This window comes from Psychrobacter sp. Ps2 (assembly GCF_022129405.1).
Taxonomy (GTDB): Bacteria; Pseudomonadota; Gammaproteobacteria; order Pseudomonadales; family Moraxellaceae; genus Psychrobacter.
On sequence record NZ_JADQAM010000061.1, the window covers coordinates 28,105 to 44,853 of the forward strand.

14 protein-coding genes are annotated in these 16,749 nt (G+C 42.0%); 8 read left to right on the forward strand and 6 right to left on the reverse strand.

The window, feature by feature from the left end:
• Nucleotides 1-251: 251 nt before the first annotated feature.
• Complete coding sequence (locus I3254_RS11835; protein ID WP_057759806.1) at nt 252-818, reverse strand: adenine phosphoribosyltransferase; 567 nt, start codon at nt 816-818, stop codon at nt 252-254.
• Nucleotides 819-1,183: 365 nt separating this feature from the next.
• On the opposite strand from I3254_RS11835, the gene I3254_RS11840 reads away from it, so the two are divergent.
• Complete coding sequence (locus I3254_RS11840; RefSeq protein WP_057759803.1) at nt 1,184-1,348, forward strand: rubredoxin; 165 nt, start codon at nt 1,184-1,186, stop codon at nt 1,346-1,348.
• A gap of 27 nt (nt 1,349-1,375) precedes the next feature.
• Complete coding sequence (locus I3254_RS11845) at nt 1,376-2,425, forward strand: alpha/beta hydrolase (protein WP_102092481.1); 1,050 nt, start codon at nt 1,376-1,378, stop codon at nt 2,423-2,425.
• 270 nt (nt 2,426-2,695) lie between these two features.
• On the opposite strand, the gene I3254_RS11850 is transcribed toward I3254_RS11845, so the two are convergent.
• Entirely contained in the window at nt 2,696-3,718 is a 1,023-nt protein-coding gene (locus tag I3254_RS11850; protein ID WP_238053003.1) for a WG repeat-containing protein, read from the reverse strand.
• A 481-nt stretch (nt 3,719-4,199) separates the two neighbouring features.
• Between I3254_RS11850 and I3254_RS11855 the strand changes: the two genes are divergently transcribed.
• Complete coding sequence (locus tag I3254_RS11855) at nt 4,200-5,132, forward strand: DMT family transporter (protein ID WP_101204452.1); 933 nt, start codon at nt 4,200-4,202, stop codon at nt 5,130-5,132.
• A gap of 137 nt (nt 5,133-5,269) precedes the next feature.
• Here the strand turns inward: I3254_RS11855 and I3254_RS11860 are convergent, their stop codons facing one another.
• A complete protein-coding gene (locus tag I3254_RS11860; RefSeq protein WP_238053004.1) occupies nt 5,270-6,694 on the reverse strand; it encodes a solute carrier family 23 protein in 1,425 nt (474 codons plus the stop codon).
• Between the two features lie 522 nt (nt 6,695-7,216).
• Between I3254_RS11860 and I3254_RS11865 the strand changes: the two genes are divergently transcribed.
• The gene (locus I3254_RS11865; protein ID WP_238053005.1) at nt 7,217-8,650 is read left to right on the forward strand and encodes an L-serine ammonia-lyase; all 1,434 of its coding nucleotides are present in this window, start codon (nt 7,217-7,219) and stop codon (nt 8,648-8,650) included.
• A 115-nt stretch (nt 8,651-8,765) separates the two neighbouring features.
• On the opposite strand, the gene I3254_RS11870 is transcribed toward I3254_RS11865, so the two are convergent.
• From I3254_RS11870 to xthA, 3 genes are all read right to left on the reverse strand, one after another.
• Nucleotides 8,766-9,164, reverse strand: coding sequence for a DUF4377 domain-containing protein (locus tag I3254_RS11870; protein ID WP_101204449.1), 399 nt, complete (start codon nt 9,162-9,164; stop codon nt 8,766-8,768).
• 360 nt (nt 9,165-9,524) lie between these two features.
• Entirely contained in the window at nt 9,525-10,748 is a 1,224-nt protein-coding gene (gene argJ / locus I3254_RS11875) for a bifunctional glutamate N-acetyltransferase/amino-acid acetyltransferase ArgJ (RefSeq protein ID WP_238053006.1), read from the reverse strand.
• A 192-nt stretch (nt 10,749-10,940) separates the two neighbouring features.
• Nucleotides 10,941-11,765 (reverse strand): exodeoxyribonuclease III, encoded by an 825-nt coding sequence (xthA, locus tag I3254_RS11880; RefSeq protein ID WP_057759777.1) that lies wholly within the window; start codon nt 11,763-11,765, stop codon nt 10,941-10,943.
• A gap of 214 nt (nt 11,766-11,979) precedes the next feature.
• Here xthA and I3254_RS11885 point away from each other — a divergent pair, with 214 nt between their 5' ends.
• From I3254_RS11885 to I3254_RS11900, 4 genes are all read left to right on the forward strand, one after another.
• Nucleotides 11,980-12,558, forward strand: a complete 579-nt coding sequence (locus I3254_RS11885) for a thioesterase family protein (protein ID WP_238053007.1) — start codon at nt 11,980-11,982, stop codon at nt 12,556-12,558.
• A gap of 6 nt (nt 12,559-12,564) precedes the next feature.
• Nucleotides 12,565-13,404, forward strand: a complete 840-nt coding sequence (locus I3254_RS11890) for an ATP-binding cassette domain-containing protein (protein WP_238053008.1) — start codon at nt 12,565-12,567, stop codon at nt 13,402-13,404.
• 146 nt (nt 13,405-13,550) lie between these two features.
• Entirely contained in the window at nt 13,551-14,327 is a 777-nt protein-coding gene (fetB, locus tag I3254_RS11895; RefSeq protein ID WP_238053009.1) for an iron export ABC transporter permease subunit FetB, read from the forward strand.
• Between the two features lie 461 nt (nt 14,328-14,788).
• Nucleotides 14,789-16,486, forward strand: a complete 1,698-nt coding sequence (locus tag I3254_RS11900) for an AMP-binding protein (protein ID WP_102092208.1) — start codon at nt 14,789-14,791, stop codon at nt 16,484-16,486.
• Nucleotides 16,487-16,749 lie beyond the last annotated feature (263 nt).

Below are 16,749 nucleotides of genomic sequence, written 5' to 3' on the forward strand. Positions count from 1 at the left end.
AGCCTACTTAACACAATACTAAAAAACATCAATACAGTATCGAAAAAGCGCCCTGACATAGTATCAGGGCGCTTTTTATTTGGAGAATCGTTTAACTATAGTCAAAGAACTCTAAAATGGGTACAAGGCAGCCGACTGCAGATTGTACAAATAATACATCTAAGGAGGGTAACGCCGTAGCGATTTAGTAGTTCACCGACTATATATCGACAATACAACCTGTCTAGTAGTCAAAAACATAGCCATTCATTTTAAGCTTTTAGTACCGTATAGACAGGTACTGGGAACTCGCCATGCAAATCGACCAAGTCCAATAACACTAGCGCACCGACCACAGTATGGTCAGCCGATTGACACAGCTCGTAAGCGGTAGTCAACGTACCACCAGTCGCCAAGATATCATCGACCAATAGTACGCGCTCAGGCGGTAGATTGTTTTGCATCTCAAGCGTGTCTTTACCATACTCCAGTGCATAGGCCTTGTTGGCTACAGGGGGTGGTAGCTTACCTGGTTTACGTAGCAAGATCATGCCTTTGCCCAGACGACCTGCTAGCATACTGGCAAATACAAAACCGCGCGCTTCTACTGCGCCCAGACAATCTACCTCGTCCATAAGCCCTTCTGGCAATGCGGCAAGCAGCGCATCGATGACAGCGTCAATATGACTGCGTAGTAACGGGGTAATGTCATAAAAATCAATGCCAGCTTTTGGAAAGTCTGGTACTGTGCGAATAATCTGCCAAAACGGATGGTCAGTATTGAGCACATGAGACGTCTCATTGTTGGTGGCGGATGTGGCGGCGGCATTGGTACTCATGATGACCCTTAACTTATGTATTTAGATGGTTTAGTTAGTTTAGATAAGACAACAACTGGATGATATATCAGCGATAAATGCTAAGCATTACTGTGAATTTAGCGGCGATTATTATAGCATAATTGGTTTTCGTATGGCGGGCGGGCGTCCAGTCTTGTTATCAAGCGCTAATAAGGTAACGTATGTGATTGACTTGATAAAAGAAAAGTCATCTCAATATACAAGTGTAAACTTAACTATGAAAATTGCGGTTATATGCTAAACTACGTGCGTTTTTGCAGTCTAATATAATAGCTGTAATATTAAAAATGAGCGTTTATAGCACGCTGTAACTGTAATACTGGTAATGATCGATAGGACTATTTATGAAACGTTATGAATGTATCGTCTGCGGCTGGATATATGATGAGGCGCTTGGCTGCCCAGAAGAAGGTATCGCACCTGGTACTAAGTGGGAAGACATCCCTGATGACTGGACTTGCCCTGAGTGCGGTGTCGGCAAGCTTGATTTTGAGATGCTTGAGCTGTAGTAGATGACCCTCTAATTAGGACACTTCATGACAAAATCAAATGACATCAATAGTGCCAAATTGCCTGAAACGCTAGATAACAATCTAGAAGATCATCTGAATAACTACCCTACTCCTGAGTGGCGCAAATTTGGGGAGCATCAATGGCGCGACTCTGACTTGAGTAAGCACCTTCGTCAAGCAATGATTGACATCGGTGATGGTATTGAGTTGTGTGTCGAAGCTGGCGGTAATCCTAATAATCCGCCGCTACTGATGATTATGGGGCTAGGCTCACAAATGATATTTTGGCCAGACAATTTTATTAAGCGCTTTATCGATGCTGGTTTTTTTGTGATTCGTTTTGATAATCGTGATATCGGCTTGTCTTCTAAAGTACAGATAGAAGGCTTGCCGCGTATTAGCCAACTCAAAATGATGGTACGTCTACAAACAGGGCTGTCTAATAAAAGCACACAGGTTGCTTATAACTTGACGGACATGGCTGAAGACACCGCACGTCTAATTAAAGCACTAAAGCTTGGTAAGACACATCTGCTTGGGGCTTCGATGGGCGGTATGATTGCACAAATCGTGGCAGCACGTTATCCGAGCTTAGTGCAGCGAATGGCACTTATGTTTACAACGACCAATCGTGCGTTTTTGAAGCCGCCAAAGCCCAAACAGCTATACACCCTTATCAATCGTCCAGAGAGCCACTCTGAGCGTGATATCGTGCGTCATAGCGTTTGGTTTATGAAGACCGTTGGTACACCAGGTCATGTGAATGTGCGTATGGTCCGTGAAATCGCTAAGATTCGTTATCAACGCAACTTCCACCCGCTTGGTACAGTACAGCAGCTCAATGCTATCTTAGCATCAGGCTCTATCAGCCGATTTAGTAAGCAAGTTAAAGCACCAACGATTGTATTACATGGTAGCGCTGATGGACTCCTGCCGGCTTCGCAGGGCCGAGTCGTTGCCAAGACCATTCCTAATGCTACGTTCCATCTCATCGAAGGTATGGCACACGATATTCCAGAGTATTATCAGCCTTATATGGTTGACTTAATCAGTAATCATTTATCGAGCAAATAGCTTTAAAAGCATCGATGTCGAAAAAAGAGTGCAAAACCTAGCGAAAAATCACAGGTTTTGCACTCTTTTTTATTGTCTATTTAATCCTAGGGCGTGTCCTCAATTCAATCGATAGTTATCTAAATGGGTTAAAAATGGTTAAATCTTGCCAAATTGTGTCAAATAGCTGACTAATATCTCGATATTATCTGCGCTATTTTCCTTGTTTGACTACGATTTATCTCATTTTTATCACCATTTTTCAAATGAGGACACGCCCTAGCAATTGCATCAATCACAAGCAACGCCAGCACCTTCCTTATCTATACACATTTTATTTCCGTTCTTTAGATTACCAATCCACGCCTTACTACCGGTAAATACAAAGGATGGTTTACCCTGATAGCTATCGTTGGCGTTCACACCACTATTAGCAAAGCGAAAAGGAATCACCAGCTCACCGCCTAAATTGACAAAGCCCCACTCTTCACCGATACGCACGCCAGCATATTCCTCAGAAAACGGACGCACTTCATCAAATGAGTACGTAATCATCGTGACATTATTGTCATCGACGAAACCCCATTTACCATCTTGCTGACGCGATTGAAGCGTCGTAAAACGCGCTGGTACAGACTGTGATGCTGCGCTAGATTTTTCGTTAGAGGAAGTGGATTTATTCACTGCCTGAGTGTCGTTCTGGGCATTCGGATCATTCGCTGCATTACCGTTTTTATCCACCCAACTGGTTGCATGGCCTTTGCGTACACGCGCCACCCCATTACGATAATTGTCGATATCATCAATCACTGCAGAAAACGAGACAACAGTACTATTAGCTGTGTTAATCACACCATAGTTACCCTCTTTTTTTACCACGATACGTCCATCCGATACAGGGCGCGCCCAACCTTGACTCTCTGTCAATATATCGTACATGGCAGGCACGACTTCGCGGCCCTGCATATTAAGATAACCAACGCGACTGTTGCGCAGTACAGGCAACAGACCGCCCGATAGCTTATCGGCATCGACTTTTTGATAACGCGATAAATCAACGACTCGTTTGCCTTTTTTATCAATTAAAGCCACCGGCGCACCAAAGTCTTTAATCGCCAAAAAATAATTACTACTGGCCGTGCAGGAGACGTTTTTGTAATAACTTTTTGGGACTTTACAACTAGCCGCATGTGCGCTAGGCATTAAAAACAATGCGCTAGATAGCATCGTCACGACGACACTGTATTGCGATATTTTTGGTAGCAAACCAGACAGTGTATGTGGCTGTTTTTTTGATAGCAATCGTTGAAGCATAAATAAACCTAGACAAATAATATAGATTGTTTGGTATAACAAATCAGACGTTAAGTACATTATATCGTCAATCTACTATACATGTGTTGCAGCGTTAATGTCGCTTAAAGTGCTACACACATATCCTCCGTGCAGAAATATCACTTGCATACATTATGCTCTTTCATACTCCTACGAATCGGCGCCCTGATACAAATATTTTGATATAAATACTATTGCCCAACTGTCATAAGTCTATTGCGAAAAACGCAGCCATATCAAAAACTTTGATTATTTATTTACGTCTAACATGCTCAATAATTTTCCGCATAGCGATAGTATCTGTATTCACCGTAATAAATTGTGGTTTTACCATTTCATTTTGCACTTAAAACTACGACAATATGGCTCTATGTCAACATAAGTTCTGACATGATGCAATGATAATAAGAGTGCTGTTATTCAAAGTGCTGTTATTCAAATACTGTTATAAGGACAAATTATGGCTATTGCTTCAACGCGATCTGCACCTATTGGCTTAGTCATTGGTTGTATCATTTTTGGATTGGGCAGCTTAATTGTCGCTCACGTCGATATTGGTGGTTGGGCCATGTCGTTTTGGCGATTGGCTGTTTCTGGTATTGTATTTGCGGCATTGGCTAAGATAATGGGCCAACGAATGCCCAAATCAAGACGGGCCATTTTTTATGCGCTACTATCAGGGGCGTTTTTAGGCTTAGATTTGGCACTGTGGCATGAGAGTATTTATGCGGTTGGGCCTGGTATTTCGACGCTGCTTAATAGTCTGCAAATATTTTTCTTGGCCGCGATTGGGTTTATGTATTTCAATGAGCGTCAGTCTATCGTACAGCTTATTAGTTTGTTTTTAGCCATGATAGGCGTGGCAATGATAGGTAGCCCTGAATTCGCACACAACACCGCTGCGACTTGGGGCTTTGTCACTGGTATTGTATCGGGTGCCATGTTAGCTGCATCAATGACCTTTATCCGCAAAACGCACGACACTGAACCGACGCCTATATTTATGCTAATGCAGCTGATCAGTATCGGCGGCGTCTTAGCCATGATTATACCGATGTTTGTATTTGACACAGGTAATATCCTACCCAATACATGGTCTGAGATTGGCTGGGTACTTATCTATGGTACGGTGATGCAGTGTCTGGCATGGGGATTGATTGCCTACTCTATTCCTAAGCTATCTCTGGCACTGACTGGGCTGCTATTGTTAACTGAACCTATTGCAGCCCTTGTCATTGACTATAGTTGGCTGGACAAACCGATTAACACTCTACAGTGGAGTGGCGCACTATTAACGATGTTTGCTATTTACTTAGGCTCATTGAAGCCAAAGCCACGCGCCCTTCGCCGCTATCGTTTTTTTTCAAGATTTTATAAGCGTGACTATAAGTAGTTCGCTACTACTGTTGCTCAACACTGCCATACAAAAAAGCGCCCATGCTCTCGATAGTATGGGCGCTTTTTGTTAGATGAGATATGCTTTGACCATTTTTATTTGATAGGCACAAACTTCAATCTCATAAGCATTACTTATTTCGCTTCAGAACTTTGGTTGAACAAAGCATTTAACACGATAGCTGCTAAAGTAGCAGTACCGATACCACCCAAATTAAAACCACCTAAGTGCAAGCTAAAGTTACCTGTACCCATAATGACGGTCACTGCAGCAATGATTAAATTACTATTTTTACTAAAGTCGATATGACTGTCGATCCAAATTTTTATCCCAGCTACCGTGATCAAACCGAATACTACGATAGAGGCACCGCCCAATAGAGCGGCTGGTATCGTTTGGATAATTGCGCCAAATTTTGGTGACAGTCCCAATATAATAGCGACCACACCTGCGACAACAAATATCGTCGTGCTATATACCTTTGTGACAGCCATAACGCCAATATTTTCCGCATAAGTGGTCACACCTGTACCGCCAAATCCTGCTGAAAAAGTCGTTGCCAAGCCATCAGCAAAAAATGCTCGGCCCATATAAGGGGTCACACGAGCCTTGGTCATGCCCTCTACTGCTTTGAAGTGACCCAAGTTTTCAGCAACCAAAATAAAGGCCACAGGTGCAATTAAGATAATAGCACTCAGCTCAAAACGAGGCGTATGAATGCCTGGTAGTCCAAACCATGAAGCGGCAGCTACTGTACTAAAATCAATCGCTGTACCAAAGCCTAGAATATTGGTCATGACAAAGTAAGCAACGTACGATAGAACCAGACCGACGAGTAGCAACAGACGACGCAACATACCGCGAGTAAATACTGCCACACCACTAATGAGCAATACGGTCAAGGTAGCCATCCAAGCATCAAATTGATTGGCAGACACCCCTTGAATGGTCACTGGCGCCAAGTTAAGACCGATAATCATGACAATCGCACCCGTCACAATAGGCGGCATCAAGCGCTCAATCCAACCTGTACCCGTCTTCATCACTAGCAGACCAATCAATGCATAAATGATACCGCAGGCCATAATACCGCCTAGCGCAACATTTAGATTGTCATTAAACCCTGCGCCTGCATAAGCGGTCACCGCGATGACTGGACCAATAAAAGCAAAGCTTGATCCCAAGTAGCTCGGCATGCGCCCACCGGTAATCATAAAGAACATTACCGTACAGATACCAGACATCAAGATAGCTAAGTTAGGATCAAACCCCATTAATAAAGGTGCAAGTACGGTTGCACCAAACATCGCAAATGTATGCTGTATACCGAGCAATACGCTTTTTGACGGAGTTAGATAGTCGTTGATACCGACTGGATCACGATCCAAATCGCCCTTATAAGGACGCCACGTCGGGAACCAACGGCCATTTTCAAAGTCTGGATTGTGCGGATAATTGATAGCGGCTGAATCAATGCCTGCAGACTCCAAGGCATTTTGAGTCGATAGATCTTGAGCGCTATTGTCTGACGCTGATGAAGGGTCTTTTTGAGATGGCATGCGCGCTTGTCCTATGTGAGCTAAGCTAAAGTAATAGGCTAGAATAACTGATAAAATAAGTATATTAATAAATGGACATATTTCTAAGGGCTTGTATAAATAGAAGAACGTTAAGTCTTCCTATCTATAATATGTCATCCCAATTCATTCATTTATGTTGTAATATGACAAACCAAAAGTATTATTTGGTATGATAGCCATATCTTGCTAGATGTATGAATACGGATATGTCTGACTGAAAAATTTAGTTTTTTTTAATCCGTCTTATTTTACGATGATAACCAACTTACAGGATGTTACATAGTTGTTGACTGCGAGCATGATAACGGAGTTTCAAAATAAATAAAAGTTATTATTCAACTGCCCTCAGTGCTCATTTACCTTATAACCTTCATAAATAGTGTCTCGCGCCCACCTATCAATGGTGACTAGGAGCGATGGCTGTCTATTATATTTTTCATAAAAGCGCCCAATGCCATAGATAAAATAGGCTAAAGCGCTTAAAATTTTTGGTGACTTATTATGATCAGTGTTTTTGATTTGTTTAAAATCGGCATTGGCCCATCCAGTTCGCATACAGTCGGACCGATGGTCGCTGCAAACTTATTCTTGACCTCGCTAACTGAGCAGATGGAACTGACTGCGGTTAAGACCATTGAGATTGAACTATATGGCTCTTTGGCAGCGACCGGAAAAGGCCATGCAACAGATACGGCTATCTTATTAGGACTGCTTGGACATACGCCTAGCACGATAGACACACGCATGACCAGCAGCTACCTATCTCCTATCTTCTCTGACAAAATTCTCAATGTATCAGGCACGCATACGATTGCTTTTGATACAGAGCAAGATATCTACTGGTATGACGATACTGTGCTGCCTTATCACCCTAATGCATTGACGCTACGCGCTATCTCAACTGAAGGCGTTCGCTATCAGCAGACTTATTATTCAGTCGGTGGCGGTTTTGTTATTAATGAAGAAGATGCAACTAACCCAGACGAAGATCATGCCAGCCCGACCATCGATAGAGTTCCCTATCCGTTCAATAACGCAGCAGAGCTACTAGAGCAATGTCGTGAGCATGATTTGAGTATCAGCGAATTGGTACTGGCAAACGAATGTCACTTCCATGCCAAAGAAGAAGTCTTTGCTTACTTAGATAGCATTTGGGAAGTCATGCAAGACTGCGTCAAACAAGGCTGTGAAAATGGCGGTATCCTACCGGGTGGATTAGATGTAAAACGCCGTGCCCAAGATTTGCATACGCAGCTGTGTGCTGAAAAAGACCAACCTATCACCAAGACTGATAAGTTAGCCGCTATGGACTGGGTCGATTTGTACGCGCTCGCCGTCAATGAAGAAAATGCCAATGGCGGCAAAGTAGTCACGGCTCCAACCAATGGCGCAGCAGGTATCATTCCTGCCGTACTGCACTACTATCGTGATTTTTTGCCCAACTACAGCCAAGATGGCGTTCGTAAGTTTTTGCTAAACGCCACTGCTATCGGTAGCCTTATCAAGCAAAATGCTTCAATCTCTGGTGCTGAAGTCGGTTGCCAAGGTGAGGTTGGTTCTGCGTGTGCAATGGCAGGCTCTGCACTGGCAGAAATAATGAATGGTACGCCAGCCAAATGCCTAAATGCAGCAGAGATTGGAATTGAGCATAATCTAGGCCTTACCTGTGATCCTATTGGCGGACTGGTACAAGTGCCTTGTATCGAGCGTAATGCGATGGGTGCAGTCAAGGCAATCAATGCAGCACGTCTAGCCTGTAGAGGTAGTGGTCAACACTTCGTCTCTTTAGACAAAGCGATAGAGACGATGAAGCAAACAGGTGCCGATATGTCTGATAAATATAAAGAGACGGCACGAGGCGGCCTGGCGGTTTATGCTGATAATAGAATCCCTACGGCAACACGCGGTGTCAGTGTTAATTATAGTCAGTGCTAGGTTGACTCCCTTAAAAATGATTTACTGACAACAAAAACAACAAAAAGGCCTCTAACGAATTAGAGGCCTTTTTGTCATGTACAACTGGTTTATCGTCTATGTATTGATATCAATATTATTCAGCAGTTTTTGATACCACTTCATTTAGAATCCAAACTGGCTGTACGACATTTGAGCCTTCTGCGGTTACTGCTTCTTGGCGTACATCTAGGACATAACGATAGTTCGGCTCATAGGTAAAGCCTTGAATATTACCGTTTAGCGTGGTGTAGTTTTTCTGATAAGTTTGACGATACTGCAAGCACTGTGATTCGACCATGCTGCCATCAGTAGCAGTTAAGTCACATACTGCTTTACGCGGTGCAATTTCTACTTCAAAACTTGGGATGTTTACTACTTTTACATTCATAGGTTGTCCTTCAACAACCATCGTGCGCTCATCATCCATACTCATCGTAGAGCAACCAGAAAGGGCAAAAGTTGTCATCAATGCTGCAAGTGCTAATTTCTTCATTATTCAATCCTCAGATAATTGTTATTGATTCTTTATTGATAGCTTAGTTACTGGCTTATCTATTGATTTAGCTAATAATTCATTGTTACTTAGATAAACTTATTATTTTGAATACCTTCTATTGCTTTGCTACAAGCTAATAAGGTTGTTTGCTTTTTACTGAAACCAGTATAGGTCGCTAGTCGTCTTGCCCTCTATGACTGCTTTGTAAAGTAACGTCAGCTTTTGCAACTGATGTTAATGAAGCGTATTAAATAGCGGCGTTATTTGCTACTGAGGAGATGATTGACATTAAAAAGCCAGAACAATATTTGTTCTAGCTCTTATACAACTATGCAAATTCTGTTTTGTTAAGAATGACTAGCTACGATAATCAGCATTTATTTTGACATAATCGTATGATAAATCGCAGGTATATACGGTATCACTAGCATCGCCACGTGCAAGGTCTATATGAATGGTAATCTCAGGTCGGCTCATGACTGTTTTTCCCGCCTCTTCTGTATAGTCAGGTGCAACACCGCCATTTTGGCAAATCATTACCTCGTCTAGATACACATCAACTTGCTCTGTATCTAAATTTTCGATACCAGCATAGCCCACTGCTGCTAATATGCGTCCCCAGTTAGCATCACTGGCAAAGAATGCCGTTTTTACTAAAGGTGAATGTGCGACTGCATAAGCCACATCGCAGCATTCTTGCGTGGTTTGACCGCCAGTCACTTTGACTGTCATAAATTTAGTAGCGCCTTCGCCATCACGCACAATCAGTTGTGCCAGACGGACAAATACGTCGGCTAATGCATCGAATACAGGCTGATAATGTGGATGCTCTGGACTATCAATCACCTCTGAGCTAGCAGCACCTGTTGCAATCAACACACAACAATCATTAGTTGAGGTATCGCCATCGACAGTAATGCGGTTGAATGACTGCTCATTGATAGCGCTTAGCATTTCTTGTAATAAGTCAGCAGCGATATTAGCATCTGTCGCCACATAGCCCAGCATAGTCGCCATATTTGGGCGTATCATTCCTGAGCCTTTAGACATACCAGTGACATGATAACTAGTACCTGCCACATCAATTTTTTGACTGGCTAATTTAGGAATGGTATCTGTTGTGCGAATGCCATTAGCAGCGGCTAGCCAGCTATCAGGCGTTAGATTAGCCAATGCATTATCCAGACCTGCGATGACCGCATCACTATTTAACGGCTCGCCAATCACGCCAGTAGAGAATGGCAATATCGTATTGGTATCTACACCGGCCTTTTCAGCCAATGCTGTACAGATATCAAGGGCGCGGCGCTTGCCATCAGCACCCGTACCTGCATTGGCGTTACCCGTATTGGTGACTAAATAGCGTGGGCTAACTTTAGCAAAGTGCTCACGCAATACTCGCACTGGCGCAGCGCAAAAGGTATTTTTAGTGGTGACAACCGCGGTAGTAGCCTTGTCAGATATTTCGATGACGACTAGATCATCGCGGTCTTTATAGCGAACGCCTGCCGCCGTAGCACTGAGCTTAATACCATCGATAGGATAGATAACGTCAGGTACTGATACATTTCCAACAGCCATAATAAAATCCTTATTTTTCAATTTTTATCGTTATTTACGGAATACTAAGTGATAAACACTACAGTCAGTTCAAGACAGTTCAGATCCAAGAAGAACTAGCTGCAGCACTACAATAAGCAGACTGAACAAGCTAATCATCGTATCTAATTGACATGATAATTGACTATATGTAGGTATCACGGTATATAAGTATTACGGTTTCTTTAGGTCAAATGCTGACCAAATTGGTGCATGGTCAGATGGTTTTTCCATAGCACGTAGCTCATAGCTGATACCAGCATCGATACATTTATCAATTAGATCTGAGGTACATAGGATATGATCAATGCGTAAACCGCGCTTAGGCTCATCATTGAAGCCGCGACTGCGATAATCAAACCAGCTGTATAACTCGGTGCTCTCTGGATAATGCAGACGGTAAGTATCTGTCAGCTCACGCGACATCAATGCTGAATACCATTCGCGCTCTTCTGGCAGAAATGAGGTTTTTCTATTTTTCAACCAACGCTTAGCATTGACTTCACCAATACCAATATCGATATCTTCTGGTGCGATATTCATATCACCCATGACGATAATCGAACGACCTTCCGCTTTTAGCGTATCAATATAAGCCATCAAATTGGCATAATAAGCGCGCTTCATTGGAAATTTGGTCGGGTGATCTTGGCTCTCTCCTTGCGGAAAGTAACCATTGAGCACATCCACTTCACGACCTTCAAACTCATAACGTGCATGGATAAAGCGTTTTTGGGCTTCTTCATCTTCGCCAGGAAAGCCTTTTTGTACAAATACAGGTGCAGCTTTGGATAGGAGTGCAACGCCGTAATGCCCTTTTTGTCCAAAGTACTCTACGTGGTAGCCCAGCCCTTCGATATCGCTAAGCGGAAATTGATCATCATGCACCTTGGTTTCTTGTAGGCCCATGACATCAGGATCGATTACCTCGCGCACCGCCTCGAGCTGATGCTGACGTGCACGGATACCATTGATGTTAAAACTGACAAAACGGGTCATAAACTGTCCTATACTGATTGGTTAGAATATAGCGCTCTATAAATGGGGGAAATATAAACGGCTATGATAACAAATGTAAGCGGTTCTAGCGGTTGCATGGCCTGATATCTTGAGCTAGAGTAACTCTATTATAAGCACTATCTATTATTGGTCTATCTGAAACACTTTTATTCAACAATACTTATTAAAAATATCGAGCATCACTATGACAACAATGAAGCAAAAAAATACGACACCAACCATGAATGATAAGACCAAACCATTATTTGCTAAAGATTATAACGTCTATATTAACCATACTGATGCTGGCGGTATAGTCTATCACGCCAATCATTTGGTGTTTTTTGAAAACTGCCGACGCGACTGGTTTACTGAACTGGGATTAAATGGGTATTTTTTACAGACTGATAGTGGTGAAGTACAGCATTTTGTCGTGAGTCAGGCGGACTTGCAATACAAAAGAGCCATTCTATTAGATGAGGTAATTAGCGTACGTATTGATAAAGTGGAGCTAAAACCTGCCAGCATCATATTTTATCAAAGTATCTATCGCAATCTACCAAATCATAGTACTAACGAAACAGATGATAGCCAGCTCCTAAGCAGCACCAAAATCGTTATTGCCTGCGTACAAAACCTCGTCAAACCAGAGCCAATGAGTAATGATGAAATAGGCAGCGATAAACAAGATACTGCAGCGACAACCCCACCAATGCGTCCTATTCGTGTACCAAAAAAACTGCGCGTTACGATCGAACAGGCTATCTCTGAGCAAGTAAATGGTCAGCAGTAGAACGCTATGAGCATAGATACGGATAGAGTGTTGCTTGAATTTGATAACCTATGGGTACATAGCCAACGGACGATAAATGCTCAAAGCATTAAAAATAGCAAAGAAGCCTCGAATAAAATCTCTATGCCGTCTAGCATTTATCAAAAATGGGCAAGCAAGCTAACCGCAGACGCTTCACTGGATAAAGAGCCATCAACTCCTGATCGAACGCTAATAAGCGGTGCGAGCGGTACGCTATTGTCAGGGCAAGTTACTGTTTTGACAGGAGCGTCTGGTAGCGGTAAATCAGTACTGTTGCGAATATTGGCAGGGTTACTTCCCATGAGCAGCGGTACTGTTCGTTTGCGCAATGATGGCAAGTTGAGTAGTGATTACTATGATATTCACAAAACTGCACCTGTACTGTGGCGCCAGCAAGTTGCCCTACTCGCTCAGCATCCACAGTTGCTAGACGGCAGTGTCCTTGAAAACTTACAAATGCCTTATCAATTGCATGCTCATCAATCGCAGACTTTTGATAGAGACTGGCATATTGCTCAGCTTGAACACTTAGATAGAAGTGCAGATTTTTTGCAACAAGACGCCAAGCACTTATCTGGTGGCGAGCGCCAACTGGTCAATACATTGCGTCTATTACAACTCAGTCCACAAGTTCTATTGCTAGATGAACCAACTGCCGCTTTGGACATGGACACTTCAGCACAGCTAGTCAATTTACTTATCAACTGGTTGCACACAGATGCACAGCGCACACTCCTATGGGTAACTCACGACACAAAAGATATTATGCCTTTGGCAAATAGACATTGGCATATGCAAGCAGGTGTACTTACCACAGACTCTTGAATAACTTTTATTCAGAAATATTTAATCAAGTGATTAAGTCGTCGCTTAGTTGCTAAGAAATTTGGCTCGTTAATAACCTTAATCCTCACCGTGTGTTATTACTATAATTACTTCCTAAATAAGCTCATATGAGTGGTACGAATGATATGCAAATTTTTCTCACTTATAGTGATATTGCTCTTGCTAGCAGCCTAATTATCATTGTATTACTCATCTCTTGGCGCTTACGTTTAAAACTAAGCAAGACCCTTTTGATAGCGGCATTTCGTACGATCATACAGCTGAGCTTTATTGGGCTGATACTGGCGTGGATTTTTGCACGTGAACAATGGTATGAAGTGCTACTTATCTTAACGGTCATGACTTTAATTGCAGGAAGTGCCGCCAAAAATCGCGTTAAACGCAGCTATAAAGGGTTATTAACAGATACGTTATTGGCAGTCGGTATCTCAGCAATACTAGTAACGGCGATTGCGATTATAGCGATTTTGAATGTGCAGCCTTGGTATACACCGCAATTCATTATTCCTATATTGGGTCTGATATTAGGGAACTCTCTGACTGCCATTTCGTTGACGAGCAATCAATTGATTGAATCCTTTCATGAGCAATCAGGGCGCGTAGAAATGATGCTCAGTCTATCTGCTAAGCCATTCGAAGCCGTCCATGAGCAGATAAAAGCAGCTATCACCAATGGCATGACTCCAACTTTAAACTCTATGCTAGTCGTCGGTATTGTTAGCTTACCAGGCATGATGACGGGTCAAATCCTAGCGGGCGCCGATCCCACTCAAGCCGTACGCTACCAAATAGTCACTATGTTCCTGATATGTGTCAGCAGCACGCTTGGCTGCACTATCAGTGCATTACTCATCTATCGACGTTTCTTTAATAAAAAAGATCAATTCATTTTACCGCAATAGTCTTAGCATCTACATTCATGTGTTTTTTGTTAGCTCATCAATGTTAATTATCTAATCCTTCTTTTGTCAGCCAACAAAGTTGGTATATTCTTATAAGTTAATATATGTACTGATCAGTATTGCTTACTGTTATTGTTTTGGACTAAATTCATGCTAATGTATTGCTCAAATGTATCGTTTTTTTGATACTTTATTGGTAAGCAGCAGATAAATAGCTTTAGAACGAGCATTATTTTTATTATTGAACTTTTTATTTATTTGTTCTATTTAATGCTTTGTATAAATACTCATTAAATAGAATGCTGTAATAGCAGCAAAAAAACTAGCTATTAATCAATAGACAGGGATGCTATTGATTACGGTATATACCACCTAAATAAGTGGTGGTTTGTACTATTGATAGATTGATAACTACCTTTTCAAAATACTTTAGCCTATATCAAATCGCAAGGATGCTAACTATGATATCGAACAAACCTTGGCTTTCTCAATATCCAGCCGGTGTGCCAAAAACCATTAATCCCGATAGATATAGCAGCATTATGGAGCTGTACGAAGAATGCTTCGATCGCTTCCGTGGGCACCCAATGAGCATCTGTATGGGAGTGACTCATACCTATGGTGATATTGATAACGCTTCAATGGCAGTCGCTGCTTGGCTACAGAACCAAGGCTTGCCAAAAGGTAGTGTCGTCGCTCTCATGATGCCAAACGTTCCACAGTATCTACCAACCATGATTGGGATACTGCGTGCAGGCTATGTGTGCACCCCTGTCAACCCACTATATACTGGCCGAGAATTACGCCATCAGCTGAACGATTCTGGTGCTCAAGCAATTTTTGTGGTTGATAACTTTGCCCAAGCGCTTGAGCAAGTCATTGAAGAAACAGCTATCAAACGTGTCATCCTATCGAAGATGGGCGATATGATGGGTTTGAAAGGTATTTTGGTCAATACGATTATTCGTCAGGTCAAACGCTTAGTACCCAAGTACAATCTTAATGATCCTAAGTACCACGTCACTAAATTCCCTGAAGTATTGAAAAAAGGTAAAAACTTACCTTTTCAGCAACCAAAAATGTCTTTGGATCAAAAAGCATTTTTACAATATACAGGCGGTACCACAGGTCTTTCGAAAGGCGCTATTTTGTCACAGCGTAATATCGTAGCAGCAGCGATGCAATCAGAAGCATGGACTCGCCCTATCACATCAGAAATTAACGAAGTGTATATCAATATGGTGATGGCACTGCCGTTGTATCATATCTTTGCATTCATGCTGAGTTTACTTGGTATGCGCTCAGGCTATACTTTTATACTAGTACCTAATCCACGTGATATTCCTGGATTTGTTAAAACTTTATCAAAACAACCATTCCATATTTTCCCTGCAGTAAATACCCTCTTTAAGGGGCTGCTCGATAATCCTAATTTTAAAGATTTGGACTTTAGCTCTTTACGTATCTCACAAGCTGGTGGTATGGCGGCTACCGAGCAAACTGCGAATCGCTGGTTAGAAGTAACTGGCTGCGCGATGATCGAAGGTTGGGGTATGACAGAAGGCGTTGCAGTCGGCACCGCCAACGTTATTACCAATCGTGAGTTTAACGGTACTATCGGTGTGCCAGCCCCTGGTGTCGATGTTATTATTATCGATGAAGACGGCAGGCATGTAGATCTAAACGAAGGGGGCGAGCTATGTATTAAAGGCCCTAACGTAACCTCTGGATATCTGAATAGAGACAGTAGTGCTGATTTTACTAGTGATGGTTATTTCCGCACTGGTGATATCGTCAGCATGGATGACAAGGGTTATATTAAACTGCTAGATCGCAAAAAAGACATGATCTTGGTTTCAGGCTTCAATGTATTTCCAAACGAAATTGAGTCCGTGATGCTTGATTGTGATGGTATTCTTGACTGCGCGGTCATTGGTATTCCTGATAGTCATCAAGGTGAAGCGGTCAAAATATACGTAGTACCTGAAGACAATAATGTTACCAAAGAAGTGATTACAGACTTTGCGTTAGACAATCTAACGGGTTATAAGTGTCCACGCCACATCGAGTTTGTGAGCGACTTACCAAAGAGTAATGTCGGTAAAGTACTGCGTCAAAAATTGCGTGAAAAACACAATGCAGACTACCCTCAAGTATAAATAGAGACAATTTTTAAAAAATTCTAAAAACATGAATTTATTTTTACTAAAGGCATCTTACAGTAATTGTAAGATGCCCTTTTGTATATTTATTTTCTGTCATTCAACTATAAAATTTCTCTATTATAATTACTACAAAGCTACTTTCATATCCAATTATATGACATTTTTTGAATAAATTTCATGTTAATTACTTGATAAGAAAGTAAATTATTTGTCTAGGTATTTTCTGATTATTCAACATATATTATTTCATTTATCAA

Coding starts and splice junctions, on each gene's coding strand:
- I3254_RS11835 (WP_057759806.1), bottom strand. CDS start 818: ATGAGTACCAATGCCGCCGCCACATCCGCCACCAACAATGAGACGTCT.
- I3254_RS11840 (WP_057759803.1), top strand. CDS start 1,184: ATGAAACGTTATGAATGTATCGTCTGCGGCTGGATATATGATGAGGCG.
- I3254_RS11845 (WP_102092481.1), top strand. CDS start 1,376: ATGACAAAATCAAATGACATCAATAGTGCCAAATTGCCTGAAACGCTA.
- I3254_RS11850 (WP_238053003.1), bottom strand. CDS start 3,718: ATGCTTCAACGATTGCTATCAAAAAAACAGCCACATACACTGTCTGGT.
- I3254_RS11855 (WP_101204452.1), top strand. CDS start 4,200: ATGGCTATTGCTTCAACGCGATCTGCACCTATTGGCTTAGTCATTGGT.
- I3254_RS11860 (WP_238053004.1), bottom strand. CDS start 6,694: ATGCCATCTCAAAAAGACCCTTCATCAGCGTCAGACAATAGCGCTCAA.
- I3254_RS11865 (WP_238053005.1), top strand. CDS start 7,217: ATGATCAGTGTTTTTGATTTGTTTAAAATCGGCATTGGCCCATCCAGT.
- I3254_RS11870 (WP_101204449.1), bottom strand. CDS start 9,164: ATGAAGAAATTAGCACTTGCAGCATTGATGACAACTTTTGCCCTTTCT.
- argJ (WP_238053006.1), bottom strand. CDS start 10,748: ATGGCTGTTGGAAATGTATCAGTACCTGACGTTATCTATCCTATCGAT.
- xthA (WP_057759777.1), bottom strand. CDS start 11,765: ATGACCCGTTTTGTCAGTTTTAACATCAATGGTATCCGTGCACGTCAG.
- I3254_RS11885 (WP_238053007.1), top strand. CDS start 11,980: ATGAAGCAAAAAAATACGACACCAACCATGAATGATAAGACCAAACCA.
- I3254_RS11890 (WP_238053008.1), top strand. CDS start 12,565: ATGAGCATAGATACGGATAGAGTGTTGCTTGAATTTGATAACCTATGG.
- fetB (WP_238053009.1), top strand. CDS start 13,551: ATGCAAATTTTTCTCACTTATAGTGATATTGCTCTTGCTAGCAGCCTA.
- I3254_RS11900 (WP_102092208.1), top strand. CDS start 14,789: ATGATATCGAACAAACCTTGGCTTTCTCAATATCCAGCCGGTGTGCCA.